Origin of the sequence: Pseudomonas sp. MWU16-30317 (genome assembly GCF_020515695.1) — a bacterium.
In the GTDB taxonomy this organism is placed as follows: Bacteria; Pseudomonadota; Gammaproteobacteria; order Pseudomonadales; family Pseudomonadaceae; genus Aquipseudomonas.
In genome coordinates this window covers 830,956-853,949 of the sequence record NZ_JAIWJA010000001.1, presented here as the reverse complement: position 1 = coordinate 853,949, position 22,994 = coordinate 830,956, and the positions used below count along the sequence as shown (strand labels likewise).

The window sequence follows — 22,994 nt, the reverse complement described above, 5'->3', positions numbered from 1 at the left end:
GCCATGAACTTTATCCGGGCTTTCCCGCTAAGGCTATGGCGGCCTATTAATAGTCAACATGCCTGTGATTGATCGGCGATTCAATCAACTGGCGACAATTTTCATTTTCTCGGTGCAGGTTACCAGTCTTTGCCCTTAAGATTCACCCCGCCCCCTCGTCGTCACTGAACAGAAGCACTGAAGATGAACCGTAACGACCTGCGTCGCGTCGATCTTAACCTGCTCATCGTCTTTGAAACCCTGATGCACGAACGTAGCGTGACCCGCGCCGCGGAAAAGCTGTTTCTCGGTCAACCGGCCATCAGCGCAGCGTTGTCGCGCCTGCGCAGCCTGTTCGATGATCCGCTGTTCGTGCGCACCGGGCGCAGCATGGAGCCGTCGGCACGCGCCACGGAAATCTTCGCGCTGTTGTCCCCCGCCCTGGACTCGATCTCCACGGCAGTGAGCCGTGCCTCCGAATTCGACCCGGCCACCAGCACTGCAGTATTCCGCATCGGGCTGTCGGACGATGTCGAGTTCTCGCTGTTGCCCCAGTTGCTCAAGCGTCTGCGCGGCGAGGCACCGGGGATCGTCCTGGTGGTGCGCCGCACCAACTATATTCTGATGCCGGCCCTGCTGGCCTCCGGCGAGATATCCATCGGCGTCGCCTACACCAACGACCTGCCCGCCAACGCCAAGCGCAAAGTGCTGCGCCGGGCACGGCCGATGTTGCTGCGCGCCGACAGCATGCCAGGGAGCATGAGCCTGGACGACTTCTGCAGCCGGCCCCACGCGCTGGTCTCCTATGCCGGCGACCTCAGCGGCTTTATCGATACAGCCTTGGAGAAGATCGACCGCAAGCGCCATGTGGTGCTGGCCGTGCCGCAGTTCAACGGGCTGGGCACGCTGCTAGCGGGCACCGACATCATCGCCATCGTCCCCGACTATACCGCCGATGCACTGACCGCCGTCGGTGGCCTGCGCGCGGAGGAGTTGCCGCTGGAGATTCAGAGCTTCGAGATGCACATGGCGTGGAGGGGGTCGCAGGACAATGATCCCGGTGAGCGGTGGTTGCGGTCTCGGTTGCAGATGTTTTTTGGCGACCCTGAGAGTCTTTAGGTGTCGTTGGGCAGGCTGTTTAGCTGATCATTTCTGCCTTTCCACAAACCATGGAGCTCCACTCACTTCCAGTGGTTTGCTAAATTGGGGGCACATCTTGGGATGGTTTGAAAAGGATGCCCCCAGCCTAAGGTCCAACAGTCTCCTTCATCGAAAATTCACCCGTTGTCAATGAGATCAGCAATGTTCACAGCGAGGCTCCCTATCATTTGCGATCCGGAGGGTTCTGAACGTCACTCGCTTCCCTGCTTCCAGCCCAAGCGTTTTCAAAAGTGCTATCAGAGTAGCCGCATGGTCCTGCTCCGCAACGGGTGGGAACAGAGTTCATGCGCGGTTTGGCAAGATATGCCTGAGCGATACGGCCCCTCGTCTGCAGTTTATGAGCGGGTTCGGATCGTGTCCCGCGGTAACTTATCGTGACACGCTTCTGAGCCTTCACCCTGCTTATGCTTGATTAGGGTAAAATCGAAATTGACCATGTAAGGATTATTCCTTACTACTCACTCAGCATATCCCGGAGAACACCCATGCCTGCCATCCACGAAATTGCCACATTGACTTCGAAGGGGCAGGTCACACTGCCCAAATCCGTTCGCCAGCTACTGGGCATTGATACTGGTGGCAAGATTGCATTCGACGTACGCGGAGGTGAAATCGTGGTCAGCCGCGTAGAAACCATCCACGAAGACCCTGCCATCGGTGCGTTCCTGGGTTTGCTGGAGGCTGATATCCGAGGCGGCCGCAACCTCGCCACTCTGCCGGAAGACTTGGCGCAAACCATGCTCGCCAACGCAAACCACTGCGTAAACCTGGACGAAGATATCGATGGTGAGGTCGCGATCTGATGCTGCGAAATGGGTGGAGACTGTTGTTCCATGAAGGTGTGACTTTACAGCTACGCAAATTGCAAGAAGCCGCCGATCGAGCCGAGCAGAACGATCCGCAAGGTTTTGAGAGCAACGCCAACGTCAAGCTGTTTCGGGCACTGAGCCATCTGATAATGGAGGCTGTGCCTGCCGACCCAGGCCGTGATGAGTTCCGCCAAGGCAACACGCTGGGCACCGCCTACAGACATTGGCGCCGCGCAAAAATCGGCAGGCGCTTTCGGCTGTTCTTTCGCTACGACTCAAGGTCCAAGATCATCGTCTATGCATGGGTCAACGACGAGAATACCCTACGGTCCGCAGGCAGCAAATCCGATCCCTACGCCGTGGTACCTGAGCACGCGGGCGCTCGTATTCTACCGCCCGCGAGCTGCGCCTGAGTACCTGACACATGTCGAAACCGCACCGGCACTCTGCGTTAGCAGCGCCGAACAAGAACTGGGCTGCGCATAACCATCTGTGGTTTCCAGGTCACCAAGGGAGAACGTCTGGGCGTTCCACCTCCCTACCCCAGTTCGGGCATACACTGAGAGCCATCCGGAGCCATATAGAAGGGTTCTCGACCATTACGAATCAGTCAATGTCCGCGAGTAGATCCACTGGAAGGGCCAACCTGCCCCGGGTGGAATTATGTAGTGATAGCCAACGTCCAGAAACTGAACACTCATCCTGGCGTCCATGTCCAGTATCTGGACATGGACGCCAAGGCCTGAGCCGCTAACACCCGCTACAACCCCTGCCCGTCCGCGCCTGCGGCAAAATGGCACGCCCTCTGCTATGCCAAGACAGCGCCGCAACGCCAACTCGGCTTTGCGCATACGTCAAAACAAGAGGGACACCCACAATGAGCACCCCTGCCTCAACTGCCGAATTTCTTCCGAACGCCCTGTGGCACCAGCGCCTGTTCACCGGTTCCTGGCAACCCGGCAACGCTGCATCCAGCGCGGTGGTCGAACCGGCCACCGGCAATGCCCTGGGCGAAATCGCCAATGCCGACGCGGCGCAGATTGCCAGCAGCGCCCAGCAGGCCGCCGACGCTCAACGTGGCTGGTACCAGCTGCCTTACGATGAGCGCTCAGCGCTGTTTCGCAAGGCCGCGCAACTGGCCGAGAGCCACTTCGATAGCATCGTCGGCTGGCTGGTCCGCGAAAGCGGCTCGACTCAGGCCAAGGCCGCCTTTGAAACAAACATCACCATCAAGGCCCTGCACGAAAGCGCTGCCCTGCCGTCACGCAGCCAGGGCGAAGTGCTGCCCTCCAGCGCTGGCCGCCTGAGCCTGGCGCGGCGCCGGCCGCTGGGGGTGATCGGGGTGATCTCGCCCTTCAACTTTCCGCTGTACCTGGCCATGCGCGCGGTCGCCCCGGCCCTGGCGACCGGCAACGCTGTGGTACTCAAGCCGGACCCGCGCACCGCAGTGTGCGGCGGCCTGGTGATTGCCCGCCTGTTCGAGTTGGCCGGCTTGCCCAAGGGCGTGCTGCACGTACTCCCTGGCGGCGCTGACGCCGGCGCAGCACTGACCAGCGACCGCAACATCGCCATGATCCAGTTCACTGGCTCCACCGGCGCGGGGCGCAAGGTTGGCGAAGCCGCTGGAAAACACTTGAAGAAAGTGTCCCTGGAGCTGGGCGGCAAAAACTCACTGATCGTGCTGGACGACGCCGACCTAGACCTGGCGCTGGCCAACGCCACGTGGGGCGTGTACTTGCACCAGGGGCAGATCTGCATGTCCACCGGCCGCTTGCTGGTGCAACGCGGCATCTACGACCGGTTCCTTGAAAAACTGGTAGCCAAGGCCGACAGCCTCACGGTTGGCGATCCTGCCAGCAGCCAAGTGCACCTGGGGCCGTTGATCAACGCCGCGCAGCGCGACCATGCCGCCAAGGTGGTCAAGGCCGCCGTCGATGCCGGCGCCAGCCTGGACGCCGGCGGCACCTATGAAGGCCTGTTCTTCAAGCCTACCGTGCTCAGCGGCGTGACCCGCGATAACCCGGCCTTCCATGAAGAAATCTTCGGCCCGGTGGCCGTGGTCATCCCCTTCGACACCGACGCCCAGGCCATCGAACTGGCCAACGATACCGACTACGGCCTATCCGCTGCGGTGCTGTCGCAGAACGTCAGCCGCGCCCTGAAGCTCGGCGAGCAGCTGCGCGTGGGTCTGCTGCATATCAACGACCAGACCGTCAACGACGAGGTCATCAACCCGTTCGGCGGCGTCGGCGCCTCTGGCAACGGCACCAGCATCGGCGGCCCGGCCAACTGGGAAGAATTCACGCAATGGCAGTGGCTGACCGTCAAGGGTGACGCCCCGGCCTATCCGCTTTAAACCAGGAGAACAATAACAATGAACGCAACCGTCTACCGTCCCGTTACCGCCGCCGTCACCCGCGGCAAAGGCGCGCCCTTCGCCCTCGAAACCGCACAGATCCGCAACCCGCGCGGCGATGAAGTGTTGGTACGCATCGTTGCCACCGGCATGTGCCACACCGACATGATCGTGCGCGACCAGTACTACCCCGTGCCGCTGCCAGCGGTGCTCGGCCATGAGGGCTCGGGCATCGTCGAAGCCGTGGGCCCACTGGTGCAGGGCCTGCAGGTGGGCGACCACGTGGTGCTGACGTACGGCTACTGCGGCCACTGCCTGTCATGCGGCGGCGGCCATACCGCCTATTGCCAGGAGTTCTTCGGGCGCAACTTCAGTGGTGGCGACCCGCAGGGCGAAAGCGCCTTGCAAGACGACGCCGGGCAACGGCTCAACGACCACTTCTTCGCCCAGTCGTCTTTCGCGACCTTGGCCTTGAGCCGCGAGAACAATGCGGTCAAGGTCAGCCGCGAGGCGCCGTTGGAACTGCTCGGGCCGCTGGGCTGTGGCATCCAGACTGGCGCCGGGGCGGTGATCAACTCGCTGAAAATCACCCCGGGCAGCAGCTTCGCCGCCTTCGGCGGTGGCGCCGTGGGCTTGAGCGCGGTACTCGCCGCACGGGTGGCAGGGGCCACGACCATCATCGCCGTCGACGTGGTGCCCTCCCGCCTGGCCCTGGCCAGCGAGCTAGGCGCCACCCACGTGATCAATAGTCAGGACACTGACCCGGTGGCGGCCATCCGCGAAATCACCGGCGGGGGCGTCAACTTCGCCCTTGAGTCCACCGGCCGCCCGGCCGTGTTGCGCCAAGCCGTGGACGCCCTCGGTAGCCGTGGCGCTCTGGGTGTGGTCGGCGCACCCGCGCTGGGCACCACCGCCGAGTTCGACGTCAACGACCTGCTGCTGGGCGGCAAGACCATCCGCGGCATCGTCGAAGGTGACAGCGTGCCTCAGAAGTTCATCCCCGAGCTGGTCAACCTGTACCTGCAAGGCCGCTTCCCGTTCGACCGCCTGGTGAAGTTCTACAACTTCGACGAGATCAACCAGGCCGCCGCCGACAGCGAAAAGGGCGTGACCCTCAAACCCATCATCCGTATCGGCCAATAAGATCACGCCCGGGGCGCCTGCCGCCCCGGGCCCTGTGCCGACAACCACCGGCGCACACAACAATAATAAAGGACCTTCCATGCACATCAATTCCCGCTCACGCCTGGGCGCGCTGGCGCTCGCCCTCGGTTCGACCAAAGCCATGGCCGTCGACGTCAACGCGGGCGACTACACCGCCCTGCCCGCCGGCACCAACATCGCCGCCTGGTACCAGCAATACAGCCACTCAGACCGCTTCAACGCCGACGGCGGCGCCGACAGCACCCGGCAAACCAGCCTCAAATCCAACATCAGCATACTGCGGCTGATCCACTTCATGGACATCGGCGGCATCACCGTCGACCCGCAGATCCTGTTGCCCTTCGGTCACGTCTACGACGCGCGCATCGGCGGGCAATCGCTAGGCAGCGCCAGCGGCATGGCCGACCCGATCGTCGGCGCCACTTTCTGGCTGGTCAACCAGCCCAGCGCCGGGGTCAGCGGCCGCTACTTCGGCATCACCCCGCTGCTGTACCTGCCGTGGGGCAGCTACGACCGCCACGATGCCGTTAATCTGGGCGAAAACCGCTTCAAGGGCGACCTGCAACTCGGCTGGGTCGAACCGCTGTGGGGCCGTTTTTCCATGGAGCTGTACGGCGACGCCGTGGTCTACGGCCACAACGACGACGCTGGCAGCGGCCGCCAGACCCTCAAGCAGGATCCCACCTATCAGCTCCAGGGCAACCTGCGCTACGACTTCAACCCTACCCAGCGCGTGGCCTTGGGCTACAGCGCCAGCACCGGCGGCAAGCAGTACCTCGACGGCGACTACACCGGCCAGAAGACCGAAGTGCAGCAAGTGCGCCTGGAATTCCAGCAGATGGTCGGCCAGCGGGTGCAGCTGAGCGCGCAGCTGACCCACGACGTGCGCGCCGTCGGCGGTTTCCAGGAAGATGCCGGCATCAATCTGCGCGCGCTGTTGGTGTTTTGAACTTGACGCTGGCGGGGGGAAGGTATATCTGAGAAAGGGCCGTGGCCGGTGCCTGTGCCGCCACGGGCCCTGTACTTTACCCCCAATAATGATTAGAGGTATCTCCATGGATGCCCTTGCAATGGTGGACCAGCAACGGCTGAGCCACGCGCGCCATCGCTTTATCGAAGGCGCCTCCTTGCCCCTTGGGCTGTTGCCGGAACCCATCGCCCAATCCTGGGCTCGCTCGCGGGCCAGCGGCCTGCTGCCGTGGAACACCTGGCAGGCCGAGCGTGACGACCAACTGCAGATTCTCGACGCCGCCGACCTGCGCCTGGCCGATTGCGTGCGCCCGGAAATCGACCGTTTGTGGCAGCAGATCGGTGGTTCCTCATGGACGCTATTCTGCGTAAACCCACAGGGCGTGATCGTCCATGCGCGGCAATCGCAGCAACTGGATGGGCCGCTGCTGCCATTACAGATCGGTCGACGCATCCAGGAAGCCGACATCGGCACCACTGCCCCGGCCTGCACCTTGGCCGAGGGCGTGCCGATGGTGGTGATCGGCAACCAGCACTACCTCAGCGAGCTGGAGCATGTGTTCTGCGTGAGCGTGCCGGTGCGCGGCCTGGGCGGGGAAATCATTGGTGCGCTGGACATCACCGGCGTGGGTGAGCGCCAGGCGGGCGCTGTGCTGGAGCAACTCAGCCACGCCGCCATGGCCGCCGAGAACCGCCTGTTCGTCGGGCTGGGCGACTGTCGCATCCTCTCTCTGCAGCACGACCCGCGCCTGCTCGGCACGCCGCTGCAAGGGCTGCTGGCCATCGACCACGCCGGCCGCATCCGCAACGCCAACCGCGCGGCGCAGCGGCTGCTGGGCCTGGCGCAGTATCAGCCGGATGGCCGCCACCTCGACCAGCTGTTCGAAGCCAGCACCGCCATCGATCTGCACCGCGCGCCCCAGCAATTGACCCTCAACGACGGCTCGCGGCTGTTCGCGCGGGTGCTGGAACAGCATCGCCCGGTAGTCAGCCGCAACACGTGCCTGAACCAGCCAGCGTCGCCGCTGGGCTCTGATACCGGGCTCAACCGCCAATTGCAGCAGGCTCACAAAGCCTTCGCCGCCGGCGTGCCGATTCTGTTGCAAGGCGAGACCGGCACCGGCAAGGAAGTGTTCGCCCGCGCCCTGCACGAGCACTGGAATCCACAAGCGCCGTTCGTGGCGATCAACTGTTCGGCGATTCCCGAAAGCCTGATCGAGGCCGAGCTGTTCGGCTATGCCGAAGGCACCTTCACCGGCGCGCGCAAGGGTGGCGCCAGCGGCCAGCTGGAAGCGGCCCATGGCGGTACCTTGCTGCTGGACGAGATCGGCGACATGCCGGCGGCCCTGCAGACGCGCCTGTTGCGGGTTTTGCAGGAACGGGAAATCACTCGGCTGGGTAGCAGCCAGCGCCGGCCACTGGATGTACGGGTGATCAGCGCGACGCACTGCGATCTGCCCCGGCGCATGGCCGCGCGGCAGTTTCGCGAAGACCTGTACTACCGTCTCAACGGGCTGAGCGTGTCGTTGCCGCCCCTGCGCGAGCGTGAAGACCTCGACATCCTGATTGAGCGCCTGCGGCTGCGCCACGCCGGCCCACCGCTGAACAGCCTCGCCCTGCAAGCGCTGCGCCGGCAGAACTGGCCCGGCAATGTGCGGCAGCTGGAACAGATCCTGCGCCTGGCGTCGGCACTGGCCCAGGACGAGGCCATGATTCGCCTCGAGCACTTGCCCATGGAGCTCCAACAACTGCCCATGGCGGCGCCTGACGGCGACCTCGAGGCGACGCTGCGGCGCACCGTAGAAAACGCGCTTGTAGCCAATGGCGGCAACATCTCCGCCGCGGCCGCGCAATTGGGGATTTCCCGTACCACGCTTTACAAGAAGCTGGGGCGGTGACTCAGCTCAGCTGAAGTCGCCGCCCCACCGCCCCACGGCGCTGTTTTGTAAAAACGACGAGATGGCCATCGGTGCGCTGATGCGAATCAAGCAAGCACGGCTGCGAGTGCCCACGGATGTATCCGTGGCAGGCTTCGACGAGTTCTCCATGGCCACCTACTGTGATCCGCCGTTGACGACCGTAGAGCAACCGGCCGAAGACTTTGGCCGCCACGCCGTACACAGGCTGGTCGCCCTGATCGAAAACAAGCCGTTGGCCGAACGCCACGTACAGCTGCCACTCACGCTGAGGATTCGTGCAAGTGCCTGCGCACCAGATGGCGCCGGTCGATAGCAGGGCAGCATGGCGTATGATTGGCGCTGCACTTTCTTTCAGCCACAGGACCTCCATGGCCACTCCCAATTCCGGGCTGCGCAGCCAACAAGCCGAAGAAACCCGCGCACGCATCCTCAAGGCCGCCACTAAGGTGTTCAGCCAGGACGGCTATTCGGGCGGACGCATCGAAAAGATCTCGCGGCTGGCCAAGTCCAACGACCGCATGATCTATTACTACTTCAAGAGCAAGGAGCAGTTGTTCATCCGTGTCCTGGAGGGCATCTACGCGGGCTTCAACGAAGCCGAGAGCCGCCAGCGCTTCGACCTCGCCCAGCCGGTCGCTGCCCTTGAGCAACTGGTGGGTTTCGTCTGGGACTACTACGGGCGCCACCCCGAATTCATCAGCATCCTGAATAGCGAAAACCTGCACAAAGGCAAGCACTCGCGCAAGTCGCCCCATCTGTTGGCGCTGTCGGGCGCGGCGCTGGATACCCTCGCGCCAATCATCCAGGCGGGGCAGGCGCAGGGACTGTTTCGCATGGATGTGGATGTGATCCACACCTACCTGATGATTTCCTCACTGTGCTACTTCTATAACTCCAACCTGCATACCTTGGGCGCCTTCCTGGGCACCGATCTGAACAGCAAGGGCGCGCGCGAGCACTGGCTGGATTACGCTCGCGACCAGGTACTGCGCGGGCTGGCGGCAGGCTGACAGGATTCAGTGGCTGCCTGGATTGACGCGCAGCCAGGCCACTTGCTTGCCCAGCGGTGGCCAAGGGGCCTTGTCGGCCGCAAAGGTGCTGCGCAGATAGGCCACCAGGTCGCTGACCTGAGTATCGGAGAGGCTGTCCTTGAACGCCGGCATATAACCCAGTTCGCTGACGGCCGGGTTGCCGATACCGTGAAGAATGACCTTGATCAGATTGTCGGGACGGTCGCTGTGCACGTTGGTATTCGCCGCCATCGATGGGCTCACGCCGAACAACTCGGGGCCGCCGTCCAGGGCACTGTGGCAACCGGCGCAGGCGCCTTCGAACACCCGCCGCCCATTGGCCAGGTTCGCCGTGACGGGCAGGCTGGCGACCGTCTTTTGCGCTTGGGCCACCGGCTCACCCTCGAGGCTGCCGAGGTAATGGGCGATCGCCCGCAGGTCATCGTCGGGCAAGGTCGACAGCTCGCTGACCACCGGTCCCATCGGCCCTGCCGCAACGCCGTGTTCGGTGCTGAAGCCGGTGCGCATGTAGCTGAACAACTGGTCTTCGGTCCAGGGCGTGGGCGCCTTGGACAAACCGGTCAGGGCGGGCGCTTCCCAACCGTCGACCATCGCCCCGGACAAGAACTTCGCCCCGCCCTGCTCCGCGCCCATCAGGTTGCGCGGCGAGTGGCAGGCGGCGCAGTGGCCCAGGCCGTTTACCAGATAATTGCCACGGTTCCACTGCGCGCTGCGTGCCGGATCGTCCTGATATTCGCCCTGCTTGAGGAACAGCGTATTCCAGCCCGCCATCAGCGCCCGCACATTGAACGGAAAGCGCATCTGGTTGGTCGGCGGCGTACTGGGCACTGCGGGTTGTGACATCAGGTAGGCATAAAGTGCCTGCATGTCTGCTTCCTTGATGTTGCGAAAGGCGGTGTAGGGAAATGCCGGGTAGAGGTGTCGCCCGTCACGGCTGATGCCTTGGCGCATGGCCCGGTCGAACGCGGCGAACGACCAGTTGCCGATGCCCGTCTGTGCATCAGGCGTGATGTTGCTGCTGTACAGCGTCCCGAACGGCGTATCCATGGCCAGCCCGCCCGCGTTGGTCACTCCACCGTGGGCGGTGTGGCATACGGCGCAGTCGCCGGCGGCGGCCAGTTGCCGGCCGCGTTCCAGCGTCGCCGCGCTCCAGGTGCCGGCCGGTGGCGGCGTCACGGCGGCGATTTCCGCGCGCCAGGGCATGGCACTGATACCCAGGCCCAGGGCAGTGCCGAACAGCCCTGCCAGGCCGCCGAACAGCCATTTGCGCTTCCTGCTTTTGACTGGCGCAGCGTAAGGCAGCCCGACCGGGTCCTGGGGCTCGGCAGCCTTGAGCGCCGCCAGCACCCGCTCGGCAGTGATCGGCAGCTCGCGAAAACGGATGCCGGTGGCATCGAATACCGCGTTGGCGATCGCCGCAGCGCTGGGCACCGAGGCCGACTCCCCTGCCCCCAGCGGCGGTTCATGCTGGCGCTGCATCATCATCACATCGACTTGCGGCACCTCGGGAAAGGTCAGGATCGGATAGCCGCCCCACTCCTTGCTGACCACCCGCGATTCCTCGAACGTCACCTGCTCCTTGAGCACACGGCTGGTGGACTGCATCACGTTGCCGTGAATCTGGTGCTGCACCCCGGCCGGGTTGACCATCATGCCGGCGTCATGGCCGACCACCACGCGAGTCACAGCGATGTCGCCGGTTTGCTTGTCGATGGCCACGTCGGCCACCCAGGCGGCCCAGGCAGCACCAAAGCCGGGGAATTTACTGTGGATGTATCGCGCGTAGGCGAAGCCGCGGCCACGCAACACACCGTCTTCGCCAGGGGTCTGACCGGGCTGGGTGTGTGGCGTCCATTGCGCGCGCTCGGCGGTGGCGCGCACCAGTTCGGCGGCACGCTCGTCAGGCAGATAGCGCAGGCGGTATTCCACCGGGTCAACGCCCGCCTCGTGGGCCAGCTCGTCGATATAGGATTCGTGGGCGAAGACGTTGGGCAGCGCCGATACGCCACGCAACCAAGAGGCGCGCACGATCGGCGCCATGTCCTCGATGCTGACTCGTAGCTCCGGGTAGCTGTAATGGGGCACCGCAGTGCGGTCGCCCATCTCGTAGGCCACCGGCACCGGCTCGACGCGGCCGGTCAGCAGCAGTGCCAGGGTCGGCGCGCCGTTGGATGGGTAGCGGGTGCGGAAGTCGTAGACGGCCAGGTCGCCGGCAGCGTCGATACCGCCGTCGACGTCCATCAACTGCGCGGTGCCCTTGGGCTCCCAAGCGTGCTCCTGCTCGCGGGTCAGTTGCACGCGCACCGGCTTGCCGACCGCGCGGGACAGCAGCACCGCGTCGGCGCATACATCATCGGCACAGTTGCGCCCGTAGCAGCCGGACGCCTCCATGCGGATGATCTCGATGCCGGTTTCATCGACCTCCAGCAGCCAGCCCAAGTCGGCGCGCAACGCGTGGGGATTCTGGGTACCGGACCAGATGCGGATCGCCTGGGGCTGGTAGTCGGCCACCGCGCAGGCCGGGCCGATGGAACCGTGCAGTTGGTAAGGCCACAGGTAACGGCGAGTCAGGCGAGTCGCGACGCTGGCCAACGCGGCATCGACGCCGCCGGTGTCGTGCACGACCCGCTCGATCGACGGGTTGTCGCGCAGTGCTTGTTCAATATTGTCGAGGTTGGGCAGATGTTGCTGCCAAGGCTTCCATTGCACCTTGAGCTCACGTGCGGCTTTGATCGCCTGCTCCTCGCGCTCGGCCACCACGCCGATAAAGTCGCCGATCACCACTACGCGGACAATGCCGGGAAGATGGGCGATTGAGCTTTCATCGACAGCGATCAGGCTGGTGCCGACGAACACCCCGGTGTCGTAGCCGTCATAGGGTGGGCGCACCACGCGGCCGTGGAGCATGTCCGGCACGCGCATGTCGTGCACGAAGGTCAGCTCGCCGGTGGCCTTGGCGGGGATATCGACCCGCGCCGAGCTTTGCCCTACCAGTTTGTAATCGGCCAAAGACTTCAACGGTGCGTCGCCGCTGAGGGTCAGCTCGATGCGCTGGCCCTGGATCAACTCGGCGAAACTCAGCGCCCGGCCATCGCGACTATGCACCACGCCGGCTTCGATGCGCAGGTCGTCACTGCCCAAACGCTCGGCCGCTGCCGCCAGCAACCAGCGGCGCGCTTCGGCGGCGGCGTTGCGCAGCGGCACGGCGGAGATCTGCAAGGTGGCACTGGCGATGGTTGCGCCCTGGTTCGGCGCCCGGGCGGTATCGCCCAGCACCACACGCAACTGGTCCATGCGCAGGTCGAGTTCTTCGGCGACGATCTGCCCCAGGGAGGTCTGGATGCCGGTGCCCAGGTCCACATGGCCGTTGAAGGCGTAGTACTCGCCGGTATCGCACAGGGCGATGAACAGCCCCAGCTCTTTAGGTTTGAGAATGGGCGTCTTGCCCTTGGGCACCAGTCCGGGCGGCGGCTGGATCTGGTCGACCACGAGCAACACGCCTTCGCGCGCCAGCAGTTCGGCCTGGGTCGGAACGGCACGGTCAGTCATTGCGACGGCTCTCACGATAAAGCTGGGCGGCGCTACGCACCGCAGCGAGGATTTCGAGGTGCGTGCCGCAACGGCACAGGTTGGCCGACAGCGCGCGGCGAATCTGCGCTTCGCTGGGGTCGGGGTTGCGGTCGAGCAAGGCCTTGGCGGTCATGATCATGCCATTCAGACAATAGCCGCACTGCGCCGCCTGGGCGTCGATGAAGGCTTGCTGTACCGGGTGCGGGCGATGGCGGTCGCCCAAGCCTTCGAGGGTGGTGACGTTACGATTCGCCACCCCACTCCAGGGCATCACGCAGGCACGCGTGGCTTTGCCGTCGACGATCACCGTGCACGCCCCGCATTCGCCCAGGCCGCAGCCGAACTTGGGGCCGTTAAGGTGCAGATCGTTGCGCAGCACCAGCAGCAAGGGCGTGTCGGCCATGGCGCTGCACGTCACCGGTTGGCCGTTGACGGTGCAACTGATGCGAGTCGACGCGGTAGGCGCAAGAGGTGTGTTCATGCCGCTCTCTATTTTCGTGTAGTACTTACTACATCAAAAGGCAAGAACGGTGCCAAGCGGCCAACTGACGCTCAAAGACTCGCGCCAGGTGCGGTGAATCAGGCAGGGTCGTCGATCATCTTGCGCAGCAGGAACAGCATCGCCACTCGCTCCCCGGGGTTGAGGTTGCTCAGGGTCAGCTCGCTGATCTGCTGGGCGCACGGCACGGTCTGCTCCACAGCCACGCGACCGGCCTCGGCCAGGTGCACGATGACCTTGCGCCGATCCTGGGCGTCATGCCCCAGCGCCACCAGTTCGCGCGCCTTGAGACGCTCGACGATGCCGCGGATGGTGGCCTGGTCGACGGCAGTCAGCGCCACCAGTTCGGTGAGCGAGCTGGGGCCATGGTCGCGCACGGCGCAGAGGGTGATGAATTGCACTGCGGTGAGCTGCGACTCGCCGACGTTCTGCTGGAAGATCGCCATATGGCGCTGATAAGCCTTGCGCAGCAAGTGCCCCACCTGTTCGGTGAAGGCATAGGAAGGATCGGTGGAACTCATGGGCAGGACAGGTCCGCAGCAGCTGGAAAACACATACGATAACTCAAAGCCCACCCCCACCGCGCGCCCGGACCTAGCATCACGGGCGCCAGCAGTACGCGGTCACTTGGCGATAGAAGCCGCCGGGGCGACGACATCACCGGCCAATACCACGGCCTGATCGTCCAGGTAGATGTCGCAGTGACGCAGCGGAATATCCATGTGGCACGGCGTCTTGCGTTTGCCGCCCACCTCGGTGTTAGGGCCGGTGGAGAACAGGAAGTTGCCGTAGAACGCACGGGCGTCCATGCACATGCCGTCGTTCTTGTCGTGCAGCCCCATGGCGGTCCATTGCGCGCGCGGCTGCAGGCCCCAGCCGATATGGGAGATGCCGTACACCTCGGGATCGTTGAAGTACTTCATGTATTCGCGCAGGTACTCCGCCTCGAAGCCGCCGTGAATGCGGGTGATGAAGCCTTTTTCGATCTCCAGGGTGATGCGCTCGCGGCAGTAGGTCTTGAACGGCAGCAGGATATCCCCCACGTCCAGCACCAGAGTGCCTGCGGCGGTTTCCTCGTTCGGCCAGGTGAACAGAAAGCCGCTGGGCCAATGGTCCCAGCGCCCAGGTTGATCAACATAGCCATACTCGGTGACCGCCGGGTACTGGCCTAGCGCCGCACGGAAATCGCTGCCGGCGCGGGAACGCACGGTCATCGTACGGGCCTGCTTGAGCACGGCTTCGGCGGCCATCACCCGTGCCTTGTCGGCCTCGCTCGGCAGCATGCGGGCCAGCACTTCCGGGGGCTCGACGGCCAGCAGGATGCGCGTGCCGGTCTTGAGGATCTGCTCCTGTTCGGGGGAATGCAGCAGCATCATGGTGTCGACGATCAGGTCAGCGGCTTCCAGCGCGCGCTGGGCCGCGAGGTTGCCGGTGAGCGCGGTGTCGCCGCAGTAGGCGGTCATGTCGTTGCCCATGGCCACCGGGGCATTGAAGGCCGGCAACTCCACGGCATACACCTTGGCGCCCAGCCGCTGCGCGGCCTCCATCGCCGCACGCACGGTGCGCGGGTTGGAGTAGTGGGCCTTGAGGATGGCCACGCTTTGGGTGGCGTCCACTTTCGACAGCGTGAGCACATGTTCGAACATCTGGGTCAGTTCAGCGTCGCTGACAGCCATTGCATTTTCTCCTGAGCCGGTGGGTTAAATATGCACCGCGATGGCGCGGCGCGCTTCGTGATGGTGCATATTTATAATGTATACGCTACTTAATGACACATTCAAAAAACCATGAAGCGGCGTCTGCAAAGTACGAGCCAATGATTAGAAAATTGATAAGTCTCATATTTCGCTGGGCATATACGCTGAATTAGCACCTTGGAAGCTTTTTCAACTATTTTTCGACAAGCCCCTTCACAGCGAAAAATAATAGTGCATACACTGTAAGTGCGTTCCGATCCCACGTTCCGGAGATCGGCCATCGAGGAGACAACACCCATGGGGGCAACACAACGAATCGCCATCGTCGGCGCCGGCCTGGGCGGCGCCGCAGCTGCCGCCTCGCTGCAGCAGGCAGGCTTCGAAGTCGATATCTACGAACAGGCGCAGCACTTCTCACGCCTCGGCGCCGGGATCCACATGGGCCCCAACGTGCTGAAGATCTTCCGCCGCCAAGGCATCGAGAAGCAGCTTGAAGCCATGGGCTCGCACCCGGACTTCTGGTTCAGCCGCAGCGCCGACGGCGAATACATGTCGCGCATCCCCCTGGGTGATTTCGCCCGCAAGGAATACGGCGCTGCCTACCTCACCGTGCATCGCGGCGACCTGCATGCCTTGCAGATGACCGCCCTCAAGCCCGGCTCGGTGCACTTCAACAAACACCTGGCCAGCCTCGACGAAAGCGGCAGCGACGTGCTGCTGAAGTTCGCCGACGGCACCCAGGTCCGCGCCGACATCGTGATCGGTGCCGACGGCATCAACTCCCGCGTTCGCGAACACCTGCTGGGCGTCGAAGCGCCCACCTACAGCGGCTGGGTCGGCCACCGCGCGTTGATCCCGGCGCACAAGCTGGCCAAATACGACTTCAATTTCGAAGACTGCGTGAAATGGTGGTCGGGCGACCGCCACTTGATGGTCTACTACACCACCGCCAAGCGCGACGAGTACTACTTCGTCAGCGGCGTGCCCCAAGCCGAATGGGAAGGCGGCAACGCCAGCTACGTCGACTGCAGCCGCGAGGCCATGTTCGATGCCTTCAAGGGCTACCACCCCAGCGTGCAGGCCTTGATCGAGAACGCCGAGGACATCACCAAGTGGCCACTGCTCAACCGCCAGCCATTGCCGGTCTGGAGCAAGGGCCGCATGGTGTTGTTGGGCGATGCCTGCCACCCGATGAAACCGCACATGGCCCAGGGTGCCGCCATGGCCATCGAAGACGGCGCCATGCTCGCCCGCTGCCTGATGGAGACCGGTCTCAGCGACTACAGCACCGGCTTTCGCTTGTATGAGGCCAACCGTAAAGAGCGAGCCTCCCGCGTGCAGGCCGTGTCCAACGCCAACACCTGGCTGCGCACCCAGGAAGACCCCTCGTGGGTATTCGGCTACGAATTGTTCGACCACCCGCTCAAATCAGAGAACGCAGCATGAGTCGCTTTCTCTACGGCGCCAACGTGCAGGCCAACGGCATTCGCCAGCATTACTTGCGCTATGGCGGCAAAGGCCAACCGCTGTTACTGATCCCGGGCATCACCAGCCCGGCCATCACTTGGGGTTTCGTAGCCGAGCGCCTGGCTGAGCACTTCGACACCTATGTACTGGATGCCCGCGGCCGCGGCTTGTCATCGACCGGGCCAGCACTGGACTACGGCACCGACGCCTGCGCCGACGACATCGCCGCCTTCGCCCAGGCCCTGGAGCTCAAGGACTGCGTGCTGGTGGGCCACTCCATGGGTGCACGCTTCATCCTGCGCGCCGCCACCCGCCATCCCGAGGCACCGTTCAGCCGCCTGGCCTTGATCGACCCGCCAGTGTCCGGCCCGGGCCGTCGCGAATACCCCGGCAAGCTGCCGTGGTACATGGACTCGATTGCCCAGGCCGAGCAAGGCATGAGCGCCGCCGACATGCTCGCCTTCTGCCCGACATGGACCCTGGAGCAACGCGCCCTGCGCGCCGAATGGCTGCACACTTGCTATGCGCCGGCAATCCTCAAGGCCTATGAGGATTTTCACCAGGTGGACATCCATCAGGACTTCCCCCTTGACCATCTCCCTACCCTGCTGATGATTGCGGGCAAGGGCGGCGTGATCGGCGCCGAAGACGAAGCCGAAATCCGCGCCCTGCAACCGTCGATCGAAACCGTGAAGGTGGACAACGCCGGGCACATGATTCCTTGGGACGACTTCGAAGGCTTCTTCCGCGCCTTCGGCAGCTTCCTCGGCCACCCCCTGAGCTGAATCCGGAGACCCACCATGAGCAAGCTCTACCGCATCGGCCAGATCGTGCCGAGCTCCAACACCACCATGGAAACCGAGATTCCGGCGATGCTCACCGCGCGCCAGTTGATCCGTCCCGAGCGCTTCACCTTCCACTCGGCGCGCATGCGCATGAAGCACGTGAAGAAGGAAGAACTGGCAGCCATGGATGCACAGTCCGACCGTTGCGCCCTGGAGCTGTCCGACGCCCGCGTCGATGTGCTCGGCTACGCTTGCCTGGTGGCGATCATGGCCATGGGCCGTGGCTACCACCGTGAATCCCAGCAGCGCCTGGGCCAAGTGGTGCTGGACAACGACTCCGAGGCCAAGGTGATCACTAGTGCCGGCGCTCTGGTAGACGGCCTCAAGGTGCTGGGTGCCAAGCGCATCGCCCTGGTGGCGCCCTACATGAAACCGCTGACCGAACTGGTGGTGGACTACATCCAGCACGAAGGTATCGAGGTGAAGGTGTGGCACGCCCTGGAGATCCCCGACAACCTCGACGTGGCTCGCCATGATCCGTCCCGTTTGCCGGGTATCGTCGCCGGCCTGGACCTGACCGATGTGGACGTGATCGTGCTCTCCGCCTGCGTGCAAATGCCCTCGCTGGGCGCCGTCGCCAAGGTCGAGGCACAAACCGGCAAGCCTGTGCTAACCGCCGCCATCGCCACTACTTACGCCATGCTTAAGGCCCTGCAACTGGAGCCGATCGTGCCCGGTGCCGGGGCCTTGCTGTCTGGCGCCTACTGAGGAGCACGCTCATGAGCAGCGCAGAAGACAATTATGCCGGGGTGTGGGGTAATCGCGTCGGCTTCGGTCAGCGCCCGGCATTGCTGCTGATCGACTTCATGCAGGGCTACACCACCGAGGGCGCACCGCTGTTCGCGCCCGGCGTAGTCGATGCCGTGTCCCATAGCGTCGAGCTGCTGGCGGCCGCACGCGCCATCGGCGTTCCGGTGATCCACACCAATATCCGCTACCATCCCGGGCACTTCGCAGACGGTGGCATGTGGGTGAAAAAGGCGCCGGTGATGAAGGACATGATCGAGGGCAATCCCTTGGCCGCGTTTTGCCCTGAAGTGACGCCACTGCCGACCGAGGTGGTGCTGACCAAACAATACGCCAGCGCCTTTTTTGGTACCAGCCTGGCACCCATGCTGCATGCACTGGGCATAGACACGCTGATCATGCTGGGCTGCTCCACCAGCGGCTGCGTGCGCGCCACCGCCGTGGACGCAGTGCAATACGGCTATCGCGGCATCGTCGTGCGCGAGTGCGTCGGCGATCGGCACCAGGCACCCCACGAGGCCAACCTGTTCGACATCGATAATAAATACGGGGATGTGGTTTCCCGAGCACAAACGCTGGACTATCTCGCCACGCTGTAAGGGCTCCCAGGGAGGCGTCCATTCAAGAGACGCCCCTCGCCCACTGATTCCTGTCTGCCCATGAACATAGCCCGTAGCGCCGCAAAAGCGGCAGAATCAGGAGACACGACATGTCACTCAGCGAAACCGGAGCCCTTGAAATGCCGCGTGCGCAGGCGTCCGACAGCTACCGCAAGATCATCTGGAGGCTGATCCCCTTCCTGTGTTTCTGCTACCTGGCCTCCTACCTGGACCGCATCAACGTCGGCTTCGCCAAACTGCAGATGCTCGACACACTGCACATGAGCGAAACCGCCTACGGCCTGGGGGCCGGGCTGTTTTTCGTCGGCTACATCCTGTTCGAAGTGCCGAGCAACCTGGTGCTGGAAAAGGTCGGCGCACGCCTGTGGATCGCCCGCATCATGATCAGTTGGGGGCTGCTGTCGGGACTGACCATGTTCGTCACCAGCGAATGGCAGTTCTACACCCTGCGCTTCCTGCTGGGCGCCGCCGAAGCAGGCTTTCTGCCGGGCGTGCTGTATTACCTGAGTCAGTGGTTTCCGTCCTACCGTCGCAGCCGCATCATCGCCCTGTTCATGATCGGCCTGCCGCTCTCGAGCCTGTTGGGCAGCCCCCTGTCGGGCTGGATCATGGGCCACTTCGGCGGTGTCGGCGGGCTGGCCGCGTGGCAGTGGCTGTTCCTCCTGGAAGCGGTGCCGACCGTGGTGCTGGGTTTCCTGTGTTTCGCGGTACTGCCCAACGGCATCAGCGACGCAAAATGGCTGAGCCACGCGGAAAAGTCCGAACTCAGCGCTGTGCTGGCCAAGGATGAAGGCGAAAACCCGGGCGGCCATTCGTTCCGCGACGGCTTCTTCAACATCAAGGTCTGGATGCTCGGCGGCATCGACTTCTCGATCCTGCTCAGTGCCTACGCCATGGGCTTCTGGCTGCCGACCTTCATCAAAAACGCCGGGGTGTCCAACCCCGCAGATATCGGCCTGCTGGTGGCCATTCCGAGCCTGGCCGGGTTGATCGGCATGCTCGCCATCGGCGCCAGTTCGGACAAGCACCGCGAGCGCCGCTGGCACATCATCGTGCCCTTTATCGTCGGTGCCGCAGCGATGTTCCTAAGCACCTTCTTCACCCAGAACGTGGCGGCGACCGTAGCGTTGTTCTCGGTCGCTTCGCTGACCATCATCGGCGCCGTGCCGGTGTTCTTCAGCCTGCCCGCGACCTTCCTCAAGGGCACCGCGGCCGCTACGGGCTTCGCCCTGGCCTGCTCGGTGGCAAACATCGCCGGGCTGGTAAGCAACTCACTCATGGGCGTGGTGATGGACCACTTCCACAGCCCGCAAATAGCGCTGTGGATCTTCGCCGGGTGCTTGTTGCTGAGTTCATTGCTGGTGGTGGCGCTGCCTGCAAAAGTCGTCAACCGATAAATCACCGCGCTCCACCGAGTGGCTTCAGCGATAGCAATATCACTGAAGTCCACGACCACTACCGCCCAGAAAACGGTGAACCCATTTGAACAAAGCCATCTCCAGCACGGCTGCAGTCATCGCCGCCTCCTGCTATCTGAGTGCCTGCAGCCATAGCGCAGCGACCTCGCCCGACATCGCCCAGCCCTCGCTCAAAACCGTTTCCAGCCCGTTGCTCCACCAGGATGGCCTGACCTTCAAGGACCTCGATCACAATGGTCTGCTGGACACCTATGAGGACTGGCGGCTGCCCCCCCAAGCCCGTACCAGAGATCTGGTACAGCGCATGAGCCTGGAAGAAAAAATCGGCTTGATGATGCACAGCACCGCCCCCTACATCGCGACAGGCGCAGACGCGGGTTACAACCTTGCAAAGCTCTCGCCATTGATTGCCGACAAGCACATCAATCATTTCATCTCGCGCCTCAGCATCTCCCCTGCCGAGATGGTCAGCAGCTACAACCAGCTTCAGGGGCTGGCAGAAAAGACCCGCCTGGGCATCCCGATCAGCTTCAGTACCGATCCACGTAATCATTTCCAGTACACCCTGGGTGCAAGCGTCAGCTCCGGCAGTTTTTCCCAGTGGCCAGAGACACTGGGGCTTGCTGCCATCGGTGACGAAAAACTGGTTGAGCGATTCGGCGATATCGCCCGGCAGGAATACCGCTCCATGGGTATCCAGATCGCCCTGTCACCCCAGGCGGACCTGGCCACGGAGCCGCGCTGGTCGCGCATCAACGGTACCTTCGGTGAAGATGTCGATCTGGTCAGCAAGATGACTGCGGCGTATATCAGCGGTTTTCAACATGGCAGCCACGGCCTGCAACCTGACGGCGTCGCGGCAACCGTCAAGCACTGGGCCGGCTACGGCGCAGCCTACAAGGGCCTGGATGCGATGAATGCCTACGGGCGCAATCTTGCTTATGGCGCCGAGGACTTCACGACACAACTGAGCCCCTTCAAGGCGGCGTTCGCCGTCGACGCGGCAGAGATCATTCCCACCTATGGCGTGCCACCTGAAGGGATCACCGTCAATGGCAAGCCTCTGGAGCGCGTCGGTGCAAGCTTCAGCAAGCAAATGCTGACCGAGTTGCTGCGCAAAGAGTACGGTTTCAAGGGCATCATCCTGACCGACTGGTTGATCACCAACAGCTGTACAGACGAATGCCTGACCGGCAGCAAAGTAGGGCAAGATCCCAACAAGGCTTATTCCAAGTACGGCATGCCGTGGGGCGTCGAGGGGCTGACCGAAAAACAGCGCTTCATCAAAGCGGTGGATGCCGGAGTCGATCAATTTGGCGGGACCTTCAATACCGAGCCGCTGATCGAAGCGGTCAAGGACGGCGCTGTCTCCATGGCCCGGATCGACCAGTCGGTCACGCGACTGTTATTGCAGAAATTCCAACTCGGCCTGTTCGAGACGCCTTACGCGGACGGCGCCGCAGCCGAGCGAATCGTTGGCAATGCGCAGTTCAAGGAAGAAGGCCTCCAGGCGCAGCGCCGCTCGCTGGTCATGCTGCAGAACCAGCAGCATGTGCTGCCGCTCAAACCCGGCACCAAGGTGTATCTGGTCGGTGTGTCGAGTGCTCAGGCGCAACAGCATGGTTTGACCGTGGTATCCGCTCCCGAGGCCGCCGATGTAGCGGTGGTACGCATGAACGCACCATTCCAGACCCATGCGACCTATGCGTTCGGCTCCGGGTTGCATGAAGGCGATCTGGACTTCAAGCAAGACAACGCCGAATACGCGGCGCTGCTGAAGATCAGCGCGAAAGTACCCGTCGTGACCACAGTCTATCTCGACAGACCGGCGATCCTGGGTAACGTCGCGCAGGCCAGCCGCGCGCTCGTTGCCAACTTCGGCGTGAGCGATCAGGCACTGCTTGATGTGTTGACTGGCAAGCAGGCACCAGAGGGCAAATTGCCGTTCGAGCTGCCGTCGTCCATGGCTGCTGTCGAGGCCCAACAATCGGGCAAGGCCGCCGACAGCACCTCGCCCCTCTACCCTCTGCATTTCGGCCTGAAGTACTGAGAGACAGGACTTTGGCACGCGAGGTATGCCTATCGAGCACTAGCACGCTAGGCAGCACGATGCGCGCCAGCGCTGACACTGAGCGCATCAGTCCAGCAATCGTAACAACCGCGCGCTGAACACCTTTGCATTCTTCTTCAAGCTGAACAGCTTGGGGTCTACCAACCACGTATGGGTGACGCCCATCAACGCCGTGTACAGCAATACCGCGCTTTGTTCGCTGTCCTGCTCAGGCAGTTGCTTCAACCGCTGTGCCTCACCAATCAGGCGCGCCAGGCTGTTCACGATCTTGCGCGTCAGTTTTCGCTCGCGGCGTACCGTGCCAGACATCTGCACGGTCAATTCTGTCTTGTTCAGCAAGATTTCGAAGGATTGTCGGTGCCAGCGGTTTTCCAGGAGCAAGGTGAACCACTGATCGCAAAAGTACTGCAACGCCTGCAAGGGGGTGGCCTGCAGCTCCAGGCTTTGGGCAACCAATTGCTCCAGCGGCGCCTGGGAATAGTGCAAGACCGCTTCGTAAAGTTCGTCCTTGTTCTTGAAGTGCCAGTAGATCGGCCCGCGGCTGAAACCCGCAGCGTCGGCAATCATGGCTAAGGTAGTGTGGGAATAGCCGTGCTGGCTGAAGAGCTCAAGCGCGGCTTCGATGACTTTCAGGCGGGTGGTTTCGGCATCTTCTTTGGTTCGGCGCATTGA

19 protein-coding genes and 1 pseudogene are annotated in these 22,994 nt (G+C 63.1%); 15 read left to right on the top strand and 5 right to left on the bottom strand.

Going from position 1 to position 22,994, the window contains the following annotated elements; genetic code table 11:
- The first annotated feature begins 183 nt into the window (after positions 1-183).
- The 9 genes and pseudogenes from LIX93_RS03730 to LIX93_RS03690 all read left to right on the top strand — a co-directional run bounded on the left by LIX93_RS03730 (position 184) and on the right by LIX93_RS03690 (position 9,367).
- Positions 184-1,098, top strand: coding sequence for a LysR family transcriptional regulator (locus LIX93_RS03730; RefSeq protein WP_226502656.1), 915 nt, complete (start codon positions 184-186; stop codon positions 1,096-1,098).
- Positions 1,099-1,625: 527 nt separating this feature from the next.
- Positions 1,626-1,943 (top strand): type II toxin-antitoxin system PrlF family antitoxin, encoded by a 318-nt coding sequence (locus LIX93_RS03725; protein WP_226502655.1) that lies wholly within the window; start codon positions 1,626-1,628, stop codon positions 1,941-1,943.
- Positions 1,943-2,362: a type II toxin-antitoxin system YhaV family toxin gene (locus tag LIX93_RS03720; RefSeq protein WP_226502654.1), complete on the top strand. Its 420-nt coding sequence runs from the start codon at positions 1,943-1,945 to the stop codon at positions 2,360-2,362. Before LIX93_RS03725 ends, LIX93_RS03720 begins: the two co-directional genes overlap by 1 nt.
- Before the next feature lie 464 nt (positions 2,363-2,826).
- The gene (locus tag LIX93_RS03715) at positions 2,827-4,305 is read left to right on the top strand and encodes a benzaldehyde dehydrogenase (RefSeq protein WP_226502653.1); all 1,479 of its coding nucleotides are present in this window, start codon (positions 2,827-2,829) and stop codon (positions 4,303-4,305) included.
- Positions 4,306-4,323: 18 nt separating this feature from the next.
- On the top strand, positions 4,324-5,448 hold the full coding sequence (locus LIX93_RS03710) for an NAD(P)-dependent alcohol dehydrogenase (protein ID WP_226502652.1): 1,125 nt from the start codon (positions 4,324-4,326) through the stop codon (positions 5,446-5,448).
- 79 nt (positions 5,449-5,527) lie between these two features.
- The gene (locus LIX93_RS03705; RefSeq protein WP_226502651.1) at positions 5,528-6,418 is read left to right on the top strand and encodes a transporter; all 891 of its coding nucleotides are present in this window, start codon (positions 5,528-5,530) and stop codon (positions 6,416-6,418) included.
- 106 nt (positions 6,419-6,524) lie between these two features.
- On the top strand, positions 6,525-8,336 hold the full coding sequence (locus LIX93_RS03700) for a sigma-54-dependent Fis family transcriptional regulator (RefSeq protein WP_226502650.1): 1,812 nt from the start codon (positions 6,525-6,527) through the stop codon (positions 8,334-8,336).
- A gap of 10 nt (positions 8,337-8,346) precedes the next feature.
- Positions 8,347-8,670: pseudogene (locus LIX93_RS03695) on the top strand (substrate-binding domain-containing protein); the annotation flags it as partial.
- 55 nt (positions 8,671-8,725) lie between these two features.
- Complete coding sequence (locus tag LIX93_RS03690) at positions 8,726-9,367, top strand: TetR/AcrR family transcriptional regulator (RefSeq protein WP_226502649.1); 642 nt, start codon at positions 8,726-8,728, stop codon at positions 9,365-9,367.
- A 6-nt stretch (positions 9,368-9,373) separates the two neighbouring features.
- Here the strand turns inward: LIX93_RS03690 and LIX93_RS03685 are convergent, their stop codons facing one another.
- From LIX93_RS03685 to LIX93_RS03670, 4 genes are all read right to left on the bottom strand, one after another.
- A complete protein-coding gene (locus LIX93_RS03685; protein ID WP_226502648.1) occupies positions 9,374-12,937 on the bottom strand; it encodes a molybdopterin cofactor-binding domain-containing protein in 3,564 nt (1,187 codons plus the stop codon).
- A complete protein-coding gene (locus LIX93_RS03680) occupies positions 12,930-13,439 on the bottom strand; it encodes a (2Fe-2S)-binding protein (RefSeq protein ID WP_226502647.1) in 510 nt (169 codons plus the stop codon). Before LIX93_RS03680 ends, LIX93_RS03685 begins: the two co-directional genes overlap by 8 nt.
- 98 nt (positions 13,440-13,537) lie before the next feature.
- Entirely contained in the window at positions 13,538-13,978 is a 441-nt protein-coding gene (locus LIX93_RS03675; protein ID WP_226502646.1) for a MarR family winged helix-turn-helix transcriptional regulator, read from the bottom strand.
- Positions 13,979-14,080: 102 nt separating this feature from the next.
- A complete protein-coding gene (locus tag LIX93_RS03670; RefSeq protein ID WP_226502645.1) occupies positions 14,081-15,133 on the bottom strand; it encodes a 2,5-dihydroxypyridine 5,6-dioxygenase in 1,053 nt (350 codons plus the stop codon).
- Between the two features lie 318 nt (positions 15,134-15,451).
- On the opposite strand from LIX93_RS03670, the gene LIX93_RS03665 reads away from it, so the two are divergent.
- The 6 genes from LIX93_RS03665 to LIX93_RS03640 all read left to right on the top strand — a co-directional run bounded on the left by LIX93_RS03665 (position 15,452) and on the right by LIX93_RS03640 (position 22,301).
- The gene (locus LIX93_RS03665) at positions 15,452-16,600 is read left to right on the top strand and encodes an FAD-dependent monooxygenase (RefSeq protein ID WP_226502644.1); all 1,149 of its coding nucleotides are present in this window, start codon (positions 15,452-15,454) and stop codon (positions 16,598-16,600) included.
- Entirely contained in the window at positions 16,597-17,406 is an 810-nt protein-coding gene (locus LIX93_RS03660) for an alpha/beta hydrolase (protein WP_226502643.1), read from the top strand. The genes LIX93_RS03665 and LIX93_RS03660 overlap by 4 nt, the downstream gene beginning before the upstream one ends.
- A 15-nt stretch (positions 17,407-17,421) precedes the next feature.
- Positions 17,422-18,174, top strand: coding sequence for an Asp/Glu racemase (locus tag LIX93_RS03655; protein ID WP_226502642.1), 753 nt, complete (start codon positions 17,422-17,424; stop codon positions 18,172-18,174).
- An 11-nt stretch (positions 18,175-18,185) separates the two neighbouring features.
- Positions 18,186-18,812, top strand: a complete 627-nt coding sequence (locus LIX93_RS03650; RefSeq protein ID WP_226502641.1) for an isochorismatase family protein — start codon at positions 18,186-18,188, stop codon at positions 18,810-18,812.
- 140 nt (positions 18,813-18,952) lie between these two features.
- On the top strand, positions 18,953-20,230 hold the full coding sequence (locus LIX93_RS03645) for an MFS transporter (RefSeq protein ID WP_226502854.1): 1,278 nt from the start codon (positions 18,953-18,955) through the stop codon (positions 20,228-20,230).
- Between the two features lie 85 nt (positions 20,231-20,315).
- Positions 20,316-22,301: a glycoside hydrolase family 3 N-terminal domain-containing protein gene (locus LIX93_RS03640; protein WP_226502640.1), complete on the top strand. Its 1,986-nt coding sequence runs from the start codon at positions 20,316-20,318 to the stop codon at positions 22,299-22,301.
- Positions 22,302-22,388: 87 nt separating this feature from the next.
- Here LIX93_RS03640 and LIX93_RS03635 read toward each other — a convergent pair whose 3' ends face one another.
- Positions 22,389-22,991: a TetR family transcriptional regulator gene (locus LIX93_RS03635; RefSeq protein WP_226502639.1), complete on the bottom strand. Its 603-nt coding sequence runs from the start codon at positions 22,989-22,991 to the stop codon at positions 22,389-22,391.
- Between the last annotated feature and the right edge of the window lie 3 nt (positions 22,992-22,994).